Genomic DNA, 18,499 nt, shown 5'->3' with positions numbered 1-18,499 from the left:
CACATTTTTCAAGGCAAAATATGTTTGATGTCATTGTTATAGGTGGTGGACATGCAGGTGTTGAAGCAAGTGCTGCTGCTGCTAGAATGGGTAAAAAAACCTTACTTTTAACTACATTGATTGAGCAAATAGGAGCGGCAAGTTGTAATCCAGCCATAGGTGGACTTGCTAAAGGGCATTTGGTAAAAGAACTTGATGCCATGGGTGGTCTTATGGGTGAAATCACCGATGAAGCAGGGATACAATTTCGCATTTTAAATGAAAGTAAGGGTGTAGCCGTTCAAGGAAGTAGGGCACAAATTGATATGGATAAATACCGTATCATTGCACGTAATAAACTTTTAAAACTTCCAAATTTAGAAATTTCTCAAGAACAAGCGAGTGTTTTAATCGTAGAAAATGATGAAGTTAAAGGCGTAAAAACAAATTTAGAAAATATATATTTTGCCAAAAAAGTCATCCTAACAACAGGAACTTTTTTAAATGGACTTATTCACGTAGGTGAAAATAAACTTCAAGCAGGAAGGGTAGGGGAGCTTGCTTCGGTAAATTTAGGAAATTATCTGCAAACTTTGGGTTTAAAAATGGGACGTTTAAAAACAGGAACTTGCCCAAGAGTGGATGCAAAAAGCATTGATTTTAGCGTGCTTGAAATTCAAGATGGTGATGTAAATCCTAAAGCTTTTAGTTTTCGTTCAAGAAATTTCAATCCTACTCAACTTCCTTGTTATATCGCACGCACTAATACAACTACACATGAGATTATTAAGAATAATTTTTATCGTGCTCCGCTTTTTACAGGACAGATTGAAGGTGTGGGGCCAAGGTATTGTCCTTCTATAGAAGATAAGATCAATCGTTTTAGCGACAAAGAAAGTCATCATCTTTTTATAGAGCCTCAAACTATCGATGCGACGGAGTATTATATTAACGGTTTTTCTACTTCTTTACCTTATGAAGTACAAACTCAAATGTTGCGTTCTGTAGAGGGTTTTGAAAATGCTAAAATAACCCGTTTTGGTTATGCTATAGAATATGACTATATAGAGCCAACTGAACTTAAGCATACTTTAGAACTTAAAAAGATTAAAAATCTTTATTGTGCAGGACAGATTAATGGAACTACAGGTTATGAAGAGGCTGCAGCACAAGGCTTTATGGCGGGAATCAATGCAAGCTTAAGCATAGATATGAAAGAGCCTTTGATTTTAAGGCGTGATGAAGCTTATATAGGAGTTTTAATCGATGATTTGGTAGTAAAAGGCACAAAAGAACCTTATAGAATGTTTACTTCAAGAGCGGAATTTAGACTGCTTTTAAGGGAAGAAAATGCTATACTTAGACTTGGAAAATATGGCTATGATTTAGGGCTTTTAAGCGAGCAAGATTTTACTTATATACAAAATATCGCAAACAATCTTCAAAAAGGACTTGAATTTTTACTTTCTAAAGAATTTACGCCTAACAACCAAAATAATGCTTTTTTAGAGAGTTTAGGAGAAGATAAAATTTCTTCTATAGTCAATCTTCAAAAAATTGTTGCAAGAGCAAGTTTTGATATAGAAAAATTAAAAAAACTTGACCCTATATTTGAAACCATGGATCATTACTCCTTAAGAGAGATTTTAAATGAGGCAAAGTATTATCATTACATTAGTATGCAAAAAGCTCAAGTAGAAAAAATGAAAAATCTTAGTGAGCTTAAAATTCCTGAAAATTTTGATTTTAAAAGTGTAAGTGGTTTGAGTAATGAGGTTGTAGAAAAGCTTAATCATCATAAACCTCCAACCATTTTTGCTGCAAGTCAAATCAGTGGAATCACTCCTGCAGCGTTGGATATTTTGCAAATTTATATCAAAATGCAAAAGAAAAAAGCTTAAATGCTTGCTTTTTTTATTTTTTTATCTACTTTAGTTTTACTTTTTTGGCGTCCATGGAATTTACCTATTTGGGTATTTTCTAGCTTGGGGGCTTTTTTTGTTTTTATTTTTCAATTGGTAGATTTTAAAGATGCTTGTTTTGTTTTTTCTTTGGTTTGGGATAGTTCTTTAACTTTGGTTGGGTTGATTATCCTTTCTTTTAGCTTGGAAGCTTTGGGATTTTTTGATTTTATTGCGAGTAAAATTTTGTATTTTTCTAGAGAGAAAAATCAAGAAAAAATTTATATCAGTACAAAAAAAATGATGTTATTTTTGTTGATTTTTGTATTTTTTCTTTCTGCATTTTTTGCTAACGATGGAGCGATTTTAATCATTACACCTATTATTATAGCTTTATTTTCAACTCTTAAAGATTGTAAAAATCATGCTTTTATTTTAAGTTCTTTTTTACTTAGCCTTTCTTTTTTATGTGATGCAAGTTCAAACGCTTTGGTTATTTCAAATTTAACCAATATCATCACAGCAAATTATTTTAAGATAGAATTTTTAGAATTTGCTAAAAATATGTTTTTGCCAAATTTTTTTGTTTTGCTTTCTACTATAGTTACGGTTTTTGTGCTTTATGTGAGAGTTTTACCTAAAAGGCTTGAATTTAAATTAATCAAAAAAGAGCAAATTTCATTGAAATTGTTTTTTCTTTGCATAGTATTTTTATTTCTTTTTGTTATCAGTTTTTTTATAGGTGAAATTTTTAATATTAAAATAAGTTTTTTTGCTTTGCTTTGGGCGGGAATTTTTTGGCTTATTATTTTAAAAATTCAAGGTAAAAAAAGTATTAAAATTCTTTTTGAAGCACCTTATGGAGTTTTGCTTTTTAGTTTTGGGCTTTATATGGTGGTTTTTGCTTTACATAAAATAGGTGTGAGTGAAATTTTGGTTAAAAGCTATGCTTTTTTGATGCAAGATAAGAGTGGAATTTTTGGTGTGGCTTTGATTTCAGCTTTTGGATCTTCTGTGTTTAATAATTTGCCTATGGTTTTAATCGGAGATTTGGCATTAAAAGAATATTTTGAGAATTTTTCTTTTGATTCTTTGATGATTTATGCACATCTTTTAGGTGTAAATATAGGTCCAAAACTTACGCCAATAGGTTCTTTAGCAACTTTGCTTTGGCTTGGAGTTTTGGCTAGAAAAGGCATTAATATTTCTTTTTGGCAATATTGTAAATTTGGCTTTTTGATAACTTTACCTGTGCTTGTTTTTTCTCTTTTTGCTCTTATTGTCTAAATATCAAAACTTGTTAAACAAAGAAAAAATTTATTTTAATTTCGATAAACTTTTAACTTGGTTAAAAAATAAAATCGAAAGGAGCAAGTTATGGCTACATCTGAGAGTAGACGAAGCTTTATGGGCTTTGCATTTGGAAGCGTAGCTGCTGTAGGCGGTGTTTTCTCACTTGTTGCGATGAAAAAAACTTGGGATCCGCTTCCAAGTGTTAAAGCTGCAGGTTTTACTACAGTAGATTTATCAGGAATGCAAGATGGAGAGCTTAGAACTATAGAATGGCGTAAAAAGCCTATTTTTATATTAAAAAAAGATGCGAGTATGCCAAAAGATGAAAAACGTGATGTTGTGGTAGATAACGCAGCTTATACTGTGGTTATAGGACTTTGTACGCATTTGGGTTGTATACCTGCTTACCAACCAAGTGAGCAATTGTTTAAATGCGCCTGTCATGGTGGAGAATTTGACACAAGTGGAAAAAATGTCTTTGGACCTCCTCCAAAGCCTCTTGAAATTCCTCCTTTTAAAATTGATGGAACCAAGCTTGTTTTAGGTGAAGAGGGTCCTGAATATAAAAAAATGATAGCGGAGGCTTAAGATGGCACAAATTAGAAAAGCTAATGGTCTTGTAGATTGGCTTGATCAAAGACTTGCGGTACATAAACTGCTTGATGTTTTAATGGTAAAGTATTGGATACCAAAGCAAATTAACTTTCTTTGGGCAATGGGGGTTATTTTAACCACTCTTTTTGCAGTGCTTTTTGTTACAGGACTTTTACTTGTGATGTATTATAAACCAGATACTGCACTTGCTTTTGATAGTGTGAATAAGACTATTATGCAAGAGGTGGACTATGGATGGCTTTGGCGTCACATGCATGGTGTTGCCGCTTCTGTTGTATTTTTGATTATATACATACATATGCTAACAGGAATTTATTACGGTTCTTATAAAAAAGGTCGTGAGATGATTTGGGTTAGCGGTATGCTTTTGTTTGTTGTATTTTCTGCTGAAGCTTTTAGTGGGTATATGCTTCCTTGGGGACAAATGAGTTATTGGGCAGCTCAAGTAATCACTAATCTTTTTGGAGGGATACCATTTATTGGCCCTGAGCTTGTGATTTGGATTCGTGGAGATTATGCGGTTTCTGATCCAACTTTAACAAGATTTTTTATGCTTCATGTGTGCTTGCTTCCTATAGTTATCATTGCTATTATAGCATTTCACTTCTATTCTTTAAGAATTCCTCATGTTAATAATGAAATTTCTGAAGAACTTGACTTTGATTTAGAGGCTGAAAAATACATGGCAGGTGACACAAAGGGTTCTAAAGTGATTCCTTTTTGGCCAGGATTTTTATCAAAAGATTTTATGTATATAAGCTTTTTTATGATTTTCTTCTTTTATTTGGTCTGTTTTAAATTTGAATTTGCAATGGATCCAATTAATTTTGATCCAGCTAATGCGCTTAAAACACCAGCTCATATTTATCCTGAGTGGTATTTCTTATGGAGTTATGAAGTTTTAAGAGGATTTTTCTTTGATATTGCAGGTATTAAAGCTTTTGATATAGGTTTGGCTGCATTTGGTATTGCTCAAGTGATTTTCTTCTTGCTTCCTTGGCTTGATAGAAGTGATGTGGTAAAACCAGCTCATGAAAGACCTTTATTTTTCATTTGGTTTTGGATATTGCTTATCGATTTAATTGTTTTAACAGTTTATGGAAAATTACCTCCAACAGGTGTAAATGCTTGGATAGGATTTTATGCTTCTATAGTATTTTTACTTTTACTTATTGTAGTTTTACCGGTTATTACTATTATGGAGAGAAAAGGAGCTAAACAATGAGAGAAATAAAAATATTTTTAGTTGTAGTGGTTTTTACTGCACTTGTATATTGGGGGGTAGAGCCTTATGCTCATTCAGTGATGAAACCTCATGTTACTCCTGCAAATTTTGATTTTGCTGTTGAAGATACTACTTTTGCAAAAGGTATAGTTGAAGCCAAAGAATTAGCTCTAAAAGATGCACAAGCTTCAGGAGATGCTAAAAGAATAGAGAGTGCAAACAAAGAACTTGAAAAAGCAAAAGAAGAATTAAGCAAGGTTGAAACACTTTGGGCAGATGTTGCAAAGATCGATTTTGTTAAGGGTGATGCAAAAAAAGGTAAAGAATTTTTTGAAAATAACTGTTTTGCATGTCATGGTATAAAAGAAGATGGAATAGCAGCTAATATTACTGATTCTTCTATGGGAGTAATACCACCTGATCTTAGTGCAGCTGGTGCTATTTTTGATGAAAAATTTTTAGCAGCTTTGATTATGCATCCTGCGCTTGCTTTAAAAGTAGATCATAAATTTGGTGATGCTTTTATTATGACAGCTTACAATAAAGATACTTCAGGAGAAAGTGAAGAAGCTACAAATGCAAATATAGCCAATGTAATTGCTTATCTTAAAGATGTGAGTGTTAAATTTGAAGCCAATGAAGATGCTACTATTAAGAAAGATGTTGAGGCAAAATATGCTAAAATGGAAAATAGTGCTCAAAGAGTGGCTTTAATGGAAAAAGATATAAAATTTGCTAAAGATAAAGCAACTTTTATTGAGGCTTGCGGACGTTGTCATGATATGAAATACGATAGCTTTTTTACTCCATCAAATCAAAATGATTTAAAAACTTATTTAGGTTCTGTTCCGCCTGATCTTTCTATGATGATAAGATCTCGTGGTGAGCAATATTTACATGATTTTATTAATAATACTCAAAAACTTCTTCCAGGAACCGCTATGCCAAGAGTAGGTTTAACAGAAGCTGCACAGGCTAAGGTTGTATCTTATATTGATCAAGTGGGTGATAGCAAAAAAGAAGAAAGAAAAACTACAGGAATTTATGTAATGATATTCTTTGTAATTTTAAGTATTTTTGCTATAGGTTGGAAGCGTTCTGTTTGGTCTAAATTACATTAGTATTATAAAATTTTTGCCACTATTTTATATCTGTGGCAAAAATTCTATCTTTTCTTCAATTTTATCAAATTTTAAACATAATTAAGAGATACTATCAAATAATAATTTTTATTAGTTGGAGTATGTCATGCTTGAAAAACAAATGATTAAATTTATTCTTTCAAAATGGAATTATGGAAATTTTAGAATTGTATTTTGGGATCAAGAAGAATTTCATGTGGGTAATCAGCCTGCTAAATTTTCTTTAATTTTCAAAGAAAAAATACCTTTTTTAAAATTATTTAGTGATACGAGTTTAGTTTTTGCAAAACATTATATGGAGTCTAAACTAGAAATAGAAGGTGATTATGATGAAATAGCTAAAGTTTTGTATTATTTTTCAAATAAGCGTTTTTTAAAAAATACAGAGGATATCTTGAGTAAAATAGCCCAAAAACAGGAAAGTAAAAATATCAAAAGTCATTATGATATAGGTAATGATTTTTATAAGCTTTGGCTTGATGATACTATGAGCTATTCTTGCGCTTATTTTAAAGAGCCTAATAATACTCTTTATGAAGCTCAAATTAACAAAATAGAACATACCCTTAAAAAACTTGATTTAAAAGAAGGAGAAAAGCTTTTAGATATAGGTTGTGGCTGGGGTTGGCTTTCTATTATGGCGGCTCAAAAGTATGGAGTTAAGGTTGTTGGAATTACTATTTCAGAGGAGCAGTGTAAAAAAGCTAAGGAAAGAGTAAAAGAACTTGGTCTTGAAGATAAAATAGAAATAAGACTTCAAAATTATCAAGATTTAGAATTTGAAAATTATTTTGATAAAGTTGTTTCTGTGGGTATGTTTGAACATGTAGGCAAAGAGAATTTAGGACTTTATTTCATGAAAGTAAAACAAGTGTTAAAACCTGGAGGTTCTATGCTTTTACATTCTATTTTAGCCATGTTTGAAGGAAAAACAAATGCTTGGATAGATAAATATATTTTTCCAGGAGGATATTTACCTTCTTTAAGAGAGGTTGTAAGTGCTATGAGTGAGTGGGATTTTCATCTTCTTTTAGCAGAAAGTTTAAGAATGCACTATGCAAAAACTTTAGATTTATGGGATGAAAATTTTAACAAAGTATCGGACAAGGTAAGGGAAAAATATGATGAAGAGTTTATAAGAATGTGGGATTTATACCTTCGTTCTTGTGCCTCTGCTTTTCGTGTTGGAAGCGTGGATTTGTTCCAATTTTTAATCACAAAAGAAATCAATAATAATCTAAGCCTTACCAAGGACTACATATATAAGTAAAAACTAAACTTAAATTTGATAAAATATTAGCTTCATTTCACACGCATCAATCCTTTTTAGCTTGTGTAAATTAAGGGATGTGGAGGAATAAAGCTAAATTTATAAGGAGAAACTCATGGTTAGTATGAGAGATTTATTAGAATGCGGTGTGCATTTTGGACACCAAACAAGACGCTGGAATCCAAAGATGAAAAAATTCATTTTTGGCGAGAGAAAAGGTATTTATGTAATTGATTTGCAAAAAACTTTAAGATATTTTAGATATACCTATAATATCGTTCGTGACGCTGCCGCTGAAGGAAAAACTATACTTTTTGTTGGAACAAAAAAACAAGCAGGTGGAGCGATTAAAGAATACGCTGAAAAATGCGGTATGCCTTATGTAAATCATAGATGGCTTGGCGGTATGATGACAAATTTTGGTACTATTCGCCAATCAATTAGAAAATTAGAAGTAATTGAAAAAATGGAAGAAGATGGAAGTATTAAGCTTTTAACTAAAAAAGAGGCTTTAATGCTTACAAGAAAAAAAGAAAAATTATTAGCTTATTTAGGTGGAATTCGTTATATGAAAACTCAACCTGATATGATCTTTGTTATTGACACAGTAAAAGAAAAAATAGCTGTTCAAGAAGCAAATAGATTAAGAATTCCTGTTGTAGCTCCACTAGATACAAACTGCGATCCTGATTTGGTAACTTATCCTATTCCAGGAAATGATGATGCAATTCGTTCAGTGCAACTTTTCTGCCAAGAAATGGCTGAAGCGATTAATGAAGGAAAAGCTTTAAGAGAACAAGATGGTGAAGCTTTGGCAAATGAAGAAAAAGAAATTACCGATGAAGAGAAAAAAGAAGTTTTAGATGAAGCGATGAGCGAAGAAGACTTCGGTGAGGAGCAAGAATAATGGCTGAAATTACTGCTGCAATGGTAAAAGAACTCCGCGAAAGTACAGGCGCGGGGATGATGGATTGTAAAAATGCTTTGAGTGAAACTAATGGAGATTTTGATAAAGCAGTACAACTTTTAAGAGAAAAAGGTTTAGGTAAGGCTGCTAAAAAAGCAGATAGACTTGCTGCAGAAGGTTTAGTAAGTGTAAAAGTAAGTGATGATTTTACAAGTGCAACTGTAAGTGAGATTAATTCCGAAACAGATTTTGTGGCAAAAAATGATCAGTTTATTGCTTTAACAAAAGACACTACAGCTCATATTCAAAGCAATAGCTTGCAAAGTGTAGAAGAACTTCACTCAAGTACGATTAATGGTGTAAAATTTGAAGAATATTTAAAAAGTCAAATTGCAACTATAGGAGAAAACCTAGTTGTAAGAAGATTTGCAACTTTAAAAGCAGGTGCTAACGGCGTTGTAAATGGTTATATCCATACAAATGGCCGTGTGGGCGTTGTGATCGCTGCAGCTTGTGATAGCACTGAAGTGGCTTCAAAATCAAGAGATTTGTTAAGACAAATTTGTATGCATATTGCAGCAATGAGACCAAGTTATTTAAGTTATGAAGATTTGGATATGACTTTTGTTGAAAATGAATACAAAGCCTTGGTTGCTGAACTTGAAAAAGAAAATGAAGAAAGACGTAGACTTAAAGATCCAAATAAACCTGAACATAAAATTCCTCAATTTGCAAGTCGCAAACAATTAAGCGATGCAATTTTAAAAGAAGCTGAAGAAAAAATCAAAGAAGAACTTAAAGCTCAAGGTAAACCTGAAAAAATTTGGGACAATATTATCCCGGGCAAAATAAATAGCTTTATAGCCGATAATTCTCAACTCGATAGCAAACTTACTTTAATGGGTCAGTTTTATGTAATGGATGATAAAAAAACTGTAGAACAAGTGATCGCTGAAAAAGAAAAAGAATTTGGTGGAAAAATTAAAATTGTTGAATTTATTTGCTTTGAAGTTGGCGAAGGTTTAGAAAAGAAAACTGAAGATTTTGCGGCTGAAGTTGCTGCACAACTTTAAAAACGGTTAAAAATGGAACTCTTAAGAGCGGAAAATTTAAGCCATAGTTTTGATTATCCGCTTTTTGAGGGTTTAAATCTTACTTTAAATACCAAAGATTGCATTGCTATTCAAGGGAGTAGCGGTTGTGGTAAATCTACTCTTTTGCATATACTTTCTTCTTTATTGATTCCAAAAAAAGGTGAAGTTTTTTTTAAAGGTTCTAGTCTTTATCAGATAGATGAAAACGAAAGATTAAAAATTCGCCGTTATGATTTTGGTATTATTTTTCAGACACATTATCTTTTTAAAGGTTTTTCGGCTTTAGAAAATATCGAACTTGCTAGTGTTTTATCAGGTCAAGATTTAGATGAGAAAATTTTAAAAAGGTTAGGTATTGATACGCTTTTACATCAAAAAATAGGAAAACTTAGCGGCGGACAACAACAGCGTGTGAGTATCGCACGTGTGCTTTGTAAAAAACCAAAGATTATTTTTGCTGATGAAGCAACTGGAAATTTGGATTTTGATAATGCTAAAAATGTTATCGAGCTTTTAATTTCCTATGTTAAAGAAAATGATGCAGCTTTATTTTTTGTAACTCACGATAGCAAGCTTGCAAGTTTTTGTGATAAAACTTATACTATAAACGCCAATGGAATTTGTTAATTATTTAGGTGATAAAAATGTTGTAACTTTTATGTTGCTTCTTGCTAGAATGAGTGGTCTTATAGTTTTTTTTCCTTTTTTTTCACATAATTCTATTCCTATGGTGATAAAAAGTACTATAGTTTTATTTTTGACTATGTATTTATATCCTTTGGCTAGATTAGAATCTTTGCATTTAGATAGTTTTTTTGTTTTACAGCTTATTAGTGAAGTGATTTTTGGAATGATAGCAGGATTAATGCTTCAAATTATTTTTGCTATTATTATGATGGCAGGTGAGCAGATTGCTTTTACTATGGGATTTACTATGGCAAGTATATTAGATCCAAGTTCTGGAACGAGTATGCCTATCACATCTCAAATTTTAAATTTACTTGCTTTGATGTTTTTTCTTGCTTTTGATGGCCATCATTTAATGCTTTTGTTTTTAAGTCATTCTTTGGGTTATATTAGTTTAGGTGGATTTTATCCGCATGAGAATTTAATGCATTATTTAAATATGGGTATGTTTAATATTTTCATCATAGGTTTTACTATGAGCTTTCCTATACTTGGAATTTCACTTTTAGCCGATGTTATTTTTGGACTTTTGATGAAAACAATGCCACAATTTAATCTTTTAGTTATTGGCTATCCTATAAAGATAGCTCTAGGTTTTGTAGTTTTGATTGCTATTTTACTAGTTATGATGCAATATTTTAAAAATTTAATTTTAGAACTTTTTACTCATATGCAAACTCTTTTTTTCTCCTAAGGAAAGGATAAATGAAATTATCGTAAAATAGCGATTATTTTTTAAGGATTAAAGTGATGAAAATTTTACTTTTAAATGAAAACCCTGTAGTTTCAAGACTTGTAAGCCTTAGTGCTAAAAAAATGTCTTATGATTTTGAAGAACTTAATGCTTATAGTGAAAATTTGGGTAATTATGATGTGATTGTTGTAGATAGTGATACTCCAGCACCTTTAAAAATTCTTAAAGAAAAATGCGATAGATTGATTTTTTTAGCCCCGCGAAATCAAAATGTAGAAGATATAGATGCGCAAATTTTACAAAAACCTTTTTTACCTACAGATTTTTTAAATTTACTTAATAATAAAGATGCGAACAAGCATACATCTATTGATTTGCCAATGTTAAGCAATGATGAAAATCCTTATGCTGATATAAGCTTGGATTTAGATAATTTAAATTTAGATGATTTGCCTGATGAAAATTCTTTAGATATAAATTCAGAGGGAATGGAAGATTTGAGTTTTGATGATGATGCTCAAGATGATAATGCAAACAAAACTTTAGAAACTCAAAATTTAGAACATGAAACAATTAAAGAACAGACTCAAGAAGACACTCAAATTGATTTAGATTTAACTTTAGAAGATGGCGAAAGTGAAAAAGAAGACTTAAGCCAAGAACATACAGCTTTGGATACTGAGCCTAGTTTAGATGAGCTAGATGATAAAAATGATGAAGATTTAGAAATCAAAGAAGATGATAAAAATGAAGAAATAGAAAAGCAAGAATTATTAGACGATTCTAAAACAAATACATTAGAAATGCAAGAAGAGCTTAGCGAATCTCAAGATGATAATGCAAACAAAACTTTAGAAACTCAAAATTTAGAACATGACAATTTAGAACAAGAAACAATTAAAGAACAGACTCAAGAAGACACTCAAATTGATTTAGATTTAACTTTAGAAGATGGCGAAAGTGAAAAAGAAGACTTAAGCCAAGAACATACAGCTTTGGATACTGAGCCTAGTTTAGATGAGCTAGATGATAAAAATGATGAAGATTTAGAAGATAATAAAGAATTACAAGCTAATATAAGCGATTTTGATGATCTTCCTGAGGTTGAAGAGCAAGAAAAAGAAATGGATTTTGATGATCTTCCTGAGGATGCTGAATTTTTAGGTCAAGCAAAATATAATGAAGAATCAGAGGAAAATTTAGAGGAGTTTGCTCCTGTTGTGGAAGAAGATATTCAAGATGAAATAGATGATTTTGCTTCAAATTTGAGTACTCAAGATCAAATCAAAGAAGAACTAGCTCAACTTGATGAGCTTGATTATGGTATTGATAGTGACAATAGTAGCAAGGTCTTAGAAGATTTTAAAGATGAACCAATTTTAGACGATAAAGAATTAGGAACAAATGAAGAGGAAGTGGTTGTGCCAAATTTAAATATAAGTGATTTTGATACATTGAAAGAAAGTGATATACAAGAAGCTCTTGGAGAGGAAATCTTAGAAAAAAATGAAGAGCCTATAGTAAGTGATGTAACTAAAGATGATAATAGCGAAGAGATAGTTAATGAGCTTAGCCAAAGCATAGCAGGAGCGATCACTTCAAGTATTAAAGATGATACCTTAAAAGCTGCTCTTAAGGGTATGAATATGAATATAAATATAAACATTAGTTTTAAAGAGGATTGAAATTGCAAGGTTTTGTTTTGTTGATTTCAGGTCCTAGTGGTGCTGGAAAATCAACTCTTTTAAAAAAACTTTTTGATGAATTTGAAGATGAGCTTTATTTTTCTATTTCTTCAACAACTCGCAAACCAAGAGAGGGTGAAAAAAATGGAATACATTATCATTTTATATCCCATGAAGAATTTCAAAAAGGTATAGATAGTGATCATTTTTTAGAATGGGCTAGAGTGCATGAAAATTTTTATGGTACTTCTTTAAAGCACACTCAAAATGCTTTAGATAATGGAAAAATAGTTGTTTTTGATATTGATGTGCAAGGATTTAAAATAGCTAGAAAAAAAATGGCTGATAAGATTGTTTCTGTTTTTATTACTACAAAAAATAAAGATGAGTTAAAAAAAAGACTTATTAAGCGAAATACTGATACAATAATACAACTAGAAAAAAGATTACAAAACGCTAGTGATGAAATGAAAGAGCTTAGCGAGTATGATTATCTTATCATTAATGATGAGTTGAAGCAAAGTTATGAAGCATTGCGAGCGATTTTAATCGCCCATAAATTTAGAACCAAAGGGCAGAATCTAGGGCAAATTCAGAATATTTGGAATGAAGGAGAATAAAATGGGTGGTTGGTCAAGTCCAAGTCATTGGTTGATTATTTTATTGATTGTTGTATTGCTTTTTGGAGCAAAAAAAATTCCAGAACTTGCAAAGGGTTTAGGCAAAGGTATTAAAACTTTTAAAGATGAAATGAATAATGATGATGAAGTAGCAAAAAATACTCAAAAAATAGAAGAAAACAAAAACACAACTAATAATACAAATGCTGATGCAAGTATAGACGAAACAAAAAAAGCTTAAGGTTTAGTCTTTTGAAAAGTATTATTTTTAATGAAATTAAAAAGATTTTAGAGTGTGATTTTGCGCTTGAAAATCCAAAGGATAAAAATTTAGCACATTTTGCTACCCCTTTGGCTTTTTCACTGGCTAAGGAATTAAAAAAATCCCCTATGTTGATCGCTAGCGACTTAGCGAGCAAATTTCAAAATCATGATTGTTTTGAATTAGTTGAAGCTGTAAATGGGTATTTAAATTTTAGAATTTCCAAAACTTTTTTAAATGAACTTGCAAATCAGGCTTTAACAAATCCAAATGATTTTACTAAAGGAGAAAAAAAACAAGAAAGTTTTTTGCTTGAATATGTGAGTGCAAATCCTACTGGGCCTTTACACATAGGACATGCAAGAGGCGCTGTTTTTGGAGACACCTTAACAAGACTTGCAAGACATTTGGGCTATAAATTCGATACAGAATACTATGTCAATGATGCGGGTAATCAAATTTATTTACTAGGGCTTTCTATTTTACTAAGTGTGAAAGAAAATATACTTCATGAAAACGTTGAATATCCAGAGCAATATTACAAAGGCGAGTATATAGCGGATTTAGCAAAAGAAGCTTTTGAAAAATTTGGTAAAGAATTTTTTAGCGAAGAAAATATCCCTAGTTTGGCTGATTGGGCAAAAGATAAAATGCTTGTTTTGATTAAACAAAATTTAGAACAAGTAAAGATTAAAATTGACAGCTATGTAAGCGAAAGATCGTATTATGATGCTTTAAATGCAACTTTAGAATCTTTAAAAGAGCATAAAGGAATTTACGAGCAAGAAGGTAAAATTTGGCTTGCTTCTTCGCAAAAAGGCGATGAAAAAGATAGGGTAATTATTCGTGAAGATGGACGTGGGACTTATTTGGCAGCAGATATTGTTTATCATAAAGATAAAATGAGTCGTGGTTATGGAAAGTGTATTAATATCTGGGGAGCAGATCATCATGGTTATATCCCTAGAATGAAAGCTGCGATGGAATTTTTGGGATTTGACTCTAATAATCTTGAGATTATTTTAGCACAAATGGTTTCCCTACTTAAAGATGGAGAACCTTATAAAATGAGTAAAAGAGCAGGAAATTTTATCTTGATGAGCGACGTGGTTGATGAGATAGGAAGTGATGCTTTGCGTTATATCTTTTTGAGTAAAAAATGCGATACTCATTTGGAATTTGATATTAGTGATTTGCAAAAAGAAGATAGCTCTAATCCTGTATACTATATCAACTATGCACACGCTAGAATTCATCAAGTGTTTGCTAAAGCTGGTAAAAAAATCGATGATGTAATGAAAGCTGATTTGCAAAGTTTAAATCAAGATGGCGTAAATTTGCTTTTTGAAGCTTTGAATTTAAAGGCTGTTTTAAACGATGCTTTTGAGGCTAGAGCTTTGCAAAAAATTCCTGATTATCTTAAAAATTTAGCTGCAAATTTTCATAAATTCTACAATGAAAATAAAGTTGTAGGCTCTGCAAATGAAAATGATTTGCTTAAATTATTTTCTTTGGTTGCTCTTAGTATTAAAACCGCATTTTCTTTAATGGGTATTGAAGCAAAAAACAAAATGGAACATTAAAACCGCATTTTGCTGTTTTAATAGTTTAGTAAAAATACTGCTATTATCACGATAATGATACCTAAAATTCCTATTTTGTTTAATTTTTCTTTATATAAAATCCATCCACCAAGACAAGTTCCTATGATGCCTATAGCACCCCAAGTTGAGTAAGCTATGCTTAAAGGAACATATTTTAAAGAAAAAGAAAGTAGAAAAAAAGCAAGTATAGCATTGACAATCGCAGCTAAGCCCCAAATTTTATTCTTAAAACCATCTGATTTTTTTAGCAATAAATTTGCTACGATATCTAACAATGCCGATAGAACAATAATAAAAATATACATTATTCTTTAACCTCGCCTATGTTAATCATGATAATTCCAACGATAGAAAGAACAATGCCTAGAATTTGAGTTAAGGTTAAACTCTCTTTAAAAACTATAAAAGAAACTAAAAGTATAAGAATAATCCCTAAAAGTTCCCATACAGCATAGGCTATGCCTACTTGAATTTTTTTAATCGCCTTGCCCATAAAAAAATAAGAAAAAGCTATAAATAAAGCCATAAATATATAGCCTAAAATTTGATTTTCCATTTTTAAAAAACTAGTACCTAAAACTTCAAATACAATAGCAGTAATCAAGAAAAACCAAGCAACAAAAAGTTCTTTTTTTGCGATATTCAAAAAGCTTCTCCCTAAAAATAAATGGTAAAATCATACCATTTAAAGCTTTAATTAGCCTTTTTAGTTTATACTTTTAAGTTTAAAAATCTTTAAAGAAAGTGAGAATTTATGGGACGAGCGTTTGAATACCGAAGAGCTTCTAAAGAGGCTAGATGGGATAAAATGAGTAAGCTTTTTCCTAAGCTTGCTAAAGCCATACAAGTAGCTGCTAAAGAAGGTGGCACTGATCCTGATATGAATCCAAAATTAAGAAGTGCTATAGCCACAGCAAAAGCAAATAATATGCCAAAAGATAATATAGATGCGGCTATTAAGCGTGCGAGTGGAAAAGATAGCGCAGATATTAAAAACATTCATTATGAAGGAAAAGCTGCACATGGAGCTTTGGTTATAGTTGAATGTATGAGCGATAACCCTACGCGCACCGTGGCTAATGTTAAAGCCATTTTTAGCAAAAATGGTGGAGAAGTTTTACAAAATGGATCTTTAGGCTTTATGTTTACTAGAAAAGCGGTTTTTCATCTTGAAAAATTTGCAGGAGATTTAGAAGAATTAGAACTTGATTTGATCGATGCAGGGCTTGAAGAATTAGAACAAAATGAAGAAGAGTTAGTAATTAGCGGTGATTATACTGCCTTTGGTGAGCTAAGTTCTGCTATAGAGACTAAGGGTTTAGTTCTTAAAAAAGCAGGACTTGAGTATATACCAAACAATCCTGTAAGCTTTAGCGAAGAACAGCTTAGCGATATAGAAAAACTTTTAGATAAGTTAGAAGATGATGATGATGTTCAAGCTGTTTATACAAATATAGATTAAGGAGAAATAATGATAAAAACAATCGACACAAGCAAAGTAAATGAATACAAATTTGCTCTTATAGAAACTGAAAAAGGCACAATGAAATTAAAACTTTTTGGCGATGAGGCTCCACAAACGGTTTGTAATTTTGCTACTTTGGCTAATGAAGGGTTTTATAAAGATTTAAATTTTCATCGTGTGATCCCAAATTTTGTCATACAAGGAGGTTGTCCACACGGCAATGGTGTAGGTGGGCCTGGATATGAAATCATTTGCGAATGTGATGATCAAGAGCATAAGCATGAGCGTGGAACCTTATCTATGGCACACGCAGGACGCGATACGGGTGGTTCTCAATTTTTCATTTGTCACAGCCCTCAAGCTCATTTAGATGGAGTTCATACTGTTTTTGGGCAAATTGATCCAAAAGATGAAGAAAGTTTAGAAGTTTTGGACTCCATACGCCAAGGAGATAAAATTTTAGACATAAAAATTTGCGATAAAATTTAAAAATTTAAAATTTTAAAACTTTTTTGAAACTACAATATTTACAAAGCTAGTCATAAATTTGACTAGCTAAAAATAATTAATGTATAATTTTTTTTTAAACTTTTTTTTCTATAATCACAATTTTAATTTACTAAATGTAACAAAACTACAAGGAGTTATGATTATGAAAACTAAGTTTTCACTTATTTTAAGTGCTTGTCTTCTTTCATCTTCACTTTTTGCTAAAAATGCAGATGATGAGATAACCAAGCTTCAAAAACAGCTTGCACAAATTCAAGCTGAACTTGCACAAATCAGAAAAGAAAGAGAAGCTCAAGCTAAGCAAAATGAAGCTGTAAAAGCTGAACTTGCTGATCTTAATGATAGAGCCGATGAAACAGAATTTCAAGCTGCTTTAAGCAAGGTTAAATTTGGACTTGAGTTTTCAACAGCGGTTTCAAATACAAACTATAAAGTTAGCGGACAAGATTATAGTGCTAATAACAAATGGATGAATGAGCTTCATTTAAATATGAATGCTGATATTAATGATAAAACCAAATTCTATGGTCGTTTATCTATGGCTAAAAACTGGTCTCAAATGGATTGGAGTGGAAGCCCTTATGACCTAGATGCAGGAAGAAACACAAGATCAAGCGGGCCTGTGCTTTATGTAGATAGAGCTTATCTTGACTACTATATCACACCTGAGTGGATTGCAACCATAGGAAGACAGCCAGGAACCGATGGCCCAGGAAGTAATCTTAGAAACAATGCTTTAAGACAATCAACTTATCCAGCCTTAGCAATCAATGCTCTAGGTGATGCAGCAGTGATCACTTATAAACCTGAAAGTTTGCAAGATCATAAGGTGGCTATCCGTGCAGCTTATGGTAAAACTTATCAATGGGATGAAGAAGGCAAGGTAAGAGACTGGATGAGCGATCAAAAAGATGCTGATGCAAATCTTTACTATGCTGCAGTAGAAGGAGAGCTTCCTATAGAAGGTATGGGAGATAATCTTATTATCTTCAATGTGGCTCATATGACTGATTTTGCATTACCATTGCCTAGTATTCCTTCTATTCTAAATCAAGGTGTTTATAATCTTGGAGATTTAACTTTAGCAAATATTCATTTTGAAAACTATAATGCTTTTGGTACAAATTTTAATTATTTTGTATCTTTAGGGTATTCTAACGGAGCAAATGCGCATACTCTAAGTGCAAATCCTGTTGCGCAATCTCAATTGGAATTTAATGAAAAAGATGGTTATGCTGTGCATGTAGGTGGACGTTATGATTTTACTAAGGCTTTAAAAGTGGGGTATGAGTTCTTCTGGGGAAGTAGATACTGGTATACTATGAGCCGTCCAAGTATTAATGATCCACTTAATATAAGAATGACAAGAGGAACAGCACATGATTTTTATGTGATTTATCAACTCGATAGATATCAATTCTTACGCTTAAGCTATACTAATATCCAAAATATTTGGGGTAATCGTGGTATACCATTTGGTGGAGCGAAAAAAGATAAAGCAAGAGCTGATAATATCATGTTAATGTATAATGTAAAATTCTAAGGA

The 18,499-nt window shown here is 31.7% G+C and carries 19 protein-coding genes; 17 read left to right on the top strand and 2 right to left on the bottom strand.

What is annotated here, in order from left to right:
* The first annotated feature begins 20 nt into the window (after positions 1-20).
* The 14 genes from mnmG (at position 21) to argS (ending at position 14,957) form a co-directional block, all read left to right on the top strand.
* On the top strand, positions 21-1,880 hold the full coding sequence (mnmG, locus tag AJN56_RS06985) for a tRNA uridine-5-carboxymethylaminomethyl(34) synthesis enzyme MnmG (RefSeq protein ID WP_002864546.1): 1,860 nt from the start codon (positions 21-23) through the stop codon (positions 1,878-1,880).
* Complete coding sequence (locus AJN56_RS06980; protein ID WP_002856353.1) at positions 1,881-3,167, top strand: arsenic transporter; 1,287 nt, start codon at positions 1,881-1,883, stop codon at positions 3,165-3,167.
* Positions 3,168-3,257: 90 nt separating this feature from the next.
* A complete protein-coding gene (gene petA / locus AJN56_RS06975) occupies positions 3,258-3,761 on the top strand; it encodes a ubiquinol-cytochrome c reductase iron-sulfur subunit (protein WP_002852880.1) in 504 nt (167 codons plus the stop codon).
* Between the two features lies 1 nt (position 3,762).
* On the top strand, positions 3,763-5,013 hold the full coding sequence (locus AJN56_RS06970; protein ID WP_002856614.1) for a cytochrome b: 1,251 nt from the start codon (positions 3,763-3,765) through the stop codon (positions 5,011-5,013).
* Positions 5,010-6,134: a cytochrome c1 gene (locus AJN56_RS06965; protein ID WP_052806385.1), complete on the top strand. Its 1,125-nt coding sequence runs from the start codon at positions 5,010-5,012 to the stop codon at positions 6,132-6,134. The genes AJN56_RS06970 and AJN56_RS06965 overlap by 4 nt, the downstream gene beginning before the upstream one ends.
* Before the next feature lie 127 nt (positions 6,135-6,261).
* The gene (locus tag AJN56_RS06960) at positions 6,262-7,425 is read left to right on the top strand and encodes an SAM-dependent methyltransferase (RefSeq protein WP_009882805.1); all 1,164 of its coding nucleotides are present in this window, start codon (positions 6,262-6,264) and stop codon (positions 7,423-7,425) included.
* A 115-nt stretch (positions 7,426-7,540) separates the two neighbouring features.
* Positions 7,541-8,332, top strand: a complete 792-nt coding sequence (gene rpsB, locus AJN56_RS06955) for a 30S ribosomal protein S2 (RefSeq protein ID WP_002853455.1) — start codon at positions 7,541-7,543, stop codon at positions 8,330-8,332.
* Positions 8,332-9,405, top strand: coding sequence for a translation elongation factor Ts (gene tsf / locus AJN56_RS06950; RefSeq protein WP_002856144.1), 1,074 nt, complete (start codon positions 8,332-8,334; stop codon positions 9,403-9,405). Before rpsB ends, tsf begins: the two co-directional genes overlap by 1 nt.
* A gap of 12 nt (positions 9,406-9,417) precedes the next feature.
* Positions 9,418-10,053 carry an ABC transporter ATP-binding protein gene (locus tag AJN56_RS06945; RefSeq protein WP_002852807.1) on the top strand — a complete coding sequence of 212 codons (636 nt, stop codon included), beginning with the start codon at positions 9,418-9,420 and terminating at the stop codon, positions 10,051-10,053.
* Complete coding sequence (gene fliR, locus AJN56_RS06940; protein WP_002855878.1) at positions 10,040-10,807, top strand: flagellar biosynthetic protein FliR; 768 nt, start codon at positions 10,040-10,042, stop codon at positions 10,805-10,807. The genes AJN56_RS06945 and fliR overlap by 14 nt, the downstream gene beginning before the upstream one ends.
* 56 nt (positions 10,808-10,863) lie before the next feature.
* Positions 10,864-12,492, top strand: coding sequence for a highly acidic protein (locus AJN56_RS06935; protein WP_070294440.1), 1,629 nt, complete (start codon positions 10,864-10,866; stop codon positions 12,490-12,492).
* Positions 12,489-13,112 carry a guanylate kinase gene (gene gmk, locus AJN56_RS06930; RefSeq protein ID WP_002860253.1) on the top strand — a complete coding sequence of 208 codons (624 nt, stop codon included), beginning with the start codon at positions 12,489-12,491 and terminating at the stop codon, positions 13,110-13,112. The genes AJN56_RS06935 and gmk overlap by 4 nt, the downstream gene beginning before the upstream one ends.
* Before the next feature lies 1 nt (position 13,113).
* Positions 13,114-13,353 (top strand): twin-arginine translocase TatA/TatE family subunit, encoded by a 240-nt coding sequence (locus AJN56_RS06925; protein WP_002852866.1) that lies wholly within the window; start codon positions 13,114-13,116, stop codon positions 13,351-13,353.
* An 11-nt stretch (positions 13,354-13,364) separates the two neighbouring features.
* Positions 13,365-14,957, top strand: a complete 1,593-nt coding sequence (gene argS / locus AJN56_RS06920) for an arginine--tRNA ligase (protein WP_011812766.1) — start codon at positions 13,365-13,367, stop codon at positions 14,955-14,957.
* Between the two features lie 17 nt (positions 14,958-14,974).
* On the opposite strand, the gene AJN56_RS06915 is transcribed toward argS, so the two are convergent.
* A complete protein-coding gene (locus AJN56_RS06915; RefSeq protein ID WP_002777309.1) occupies positions 14,975-15,283 on the bottom strand; it encodes a DMT family transporter in 309 nt (102 codons plus the stop codon).
* Entirely contained in the window at positions 15,283-15,624 is a 342-nt protein-coding gene (locus AJN56_RS06910) for a DMT family transporter (protein WP_002831625.1), read from the bottom strand. Before AJN56_RS06910 ends, AJN56_RS06915 begins: the two co-directional genes overlap by 1 nt.
* A 108-nt stretch (positions 15,625-15,732) precedes the next feature.
* On the opposite strand from AJN56_RS06910, the gene AJN56_RS06905 reads away from it, so the two are divergent.
* The 3 genes from AJN56_RS06905 to AJN56_RS06895 all read left to right on the top strand — a co-directional run bounded on the left by AJN56_RS06905 (position 15,733) and on the right by AJN56_RS06895 (position 18,496).
* Positions 15,733-16,440, top strand: coding sequence for a YebC/PmpR family DNA-binding transcriptional regulator (locus tag AJN56_RS06905; protein ID WP_002787769.1), 708 nt, complete (start codon positions 15,733-15,735; stop codon positions 16,438-16,440).
* Positions 16,441-16,449: 9 nt separating this feature from the next.
* Entirely contained in the window at positions 16,450-16,932 is a 483-nt protein-coding gene (locus tag AJN56_RS06900; RefSeq protein WP_002822502.1) for a peptidylprolyl isomerase, read from the top strand.
* A gap of 163 nt (positions 16,933-17,095) precedes the next feature.
* Entirely contained in the window at positions 17,096-18,496 is a 1,401-nt protein-coding gene (locus AJN56_RS06895) for a DUF3373 family protein (protein ID WP_009882781.1), read from the top strand.
* Positions 18,497-18,499: the final 3 nt, after the last annotated feature.

Source organism: Campylobacter sp. BCW_4319, assembly GCF_001764435.1.
GTDB classification, from domain to species: Bacteria; Campylobacterota; Campylobacteria; order Campylobacterales; family Campylobacteraceae; genus Campylobacter_D; species Campylobacter_D jejuni.
This window is presented reverse-complemented; position numbering and strand designations above follow the sequence as displayed.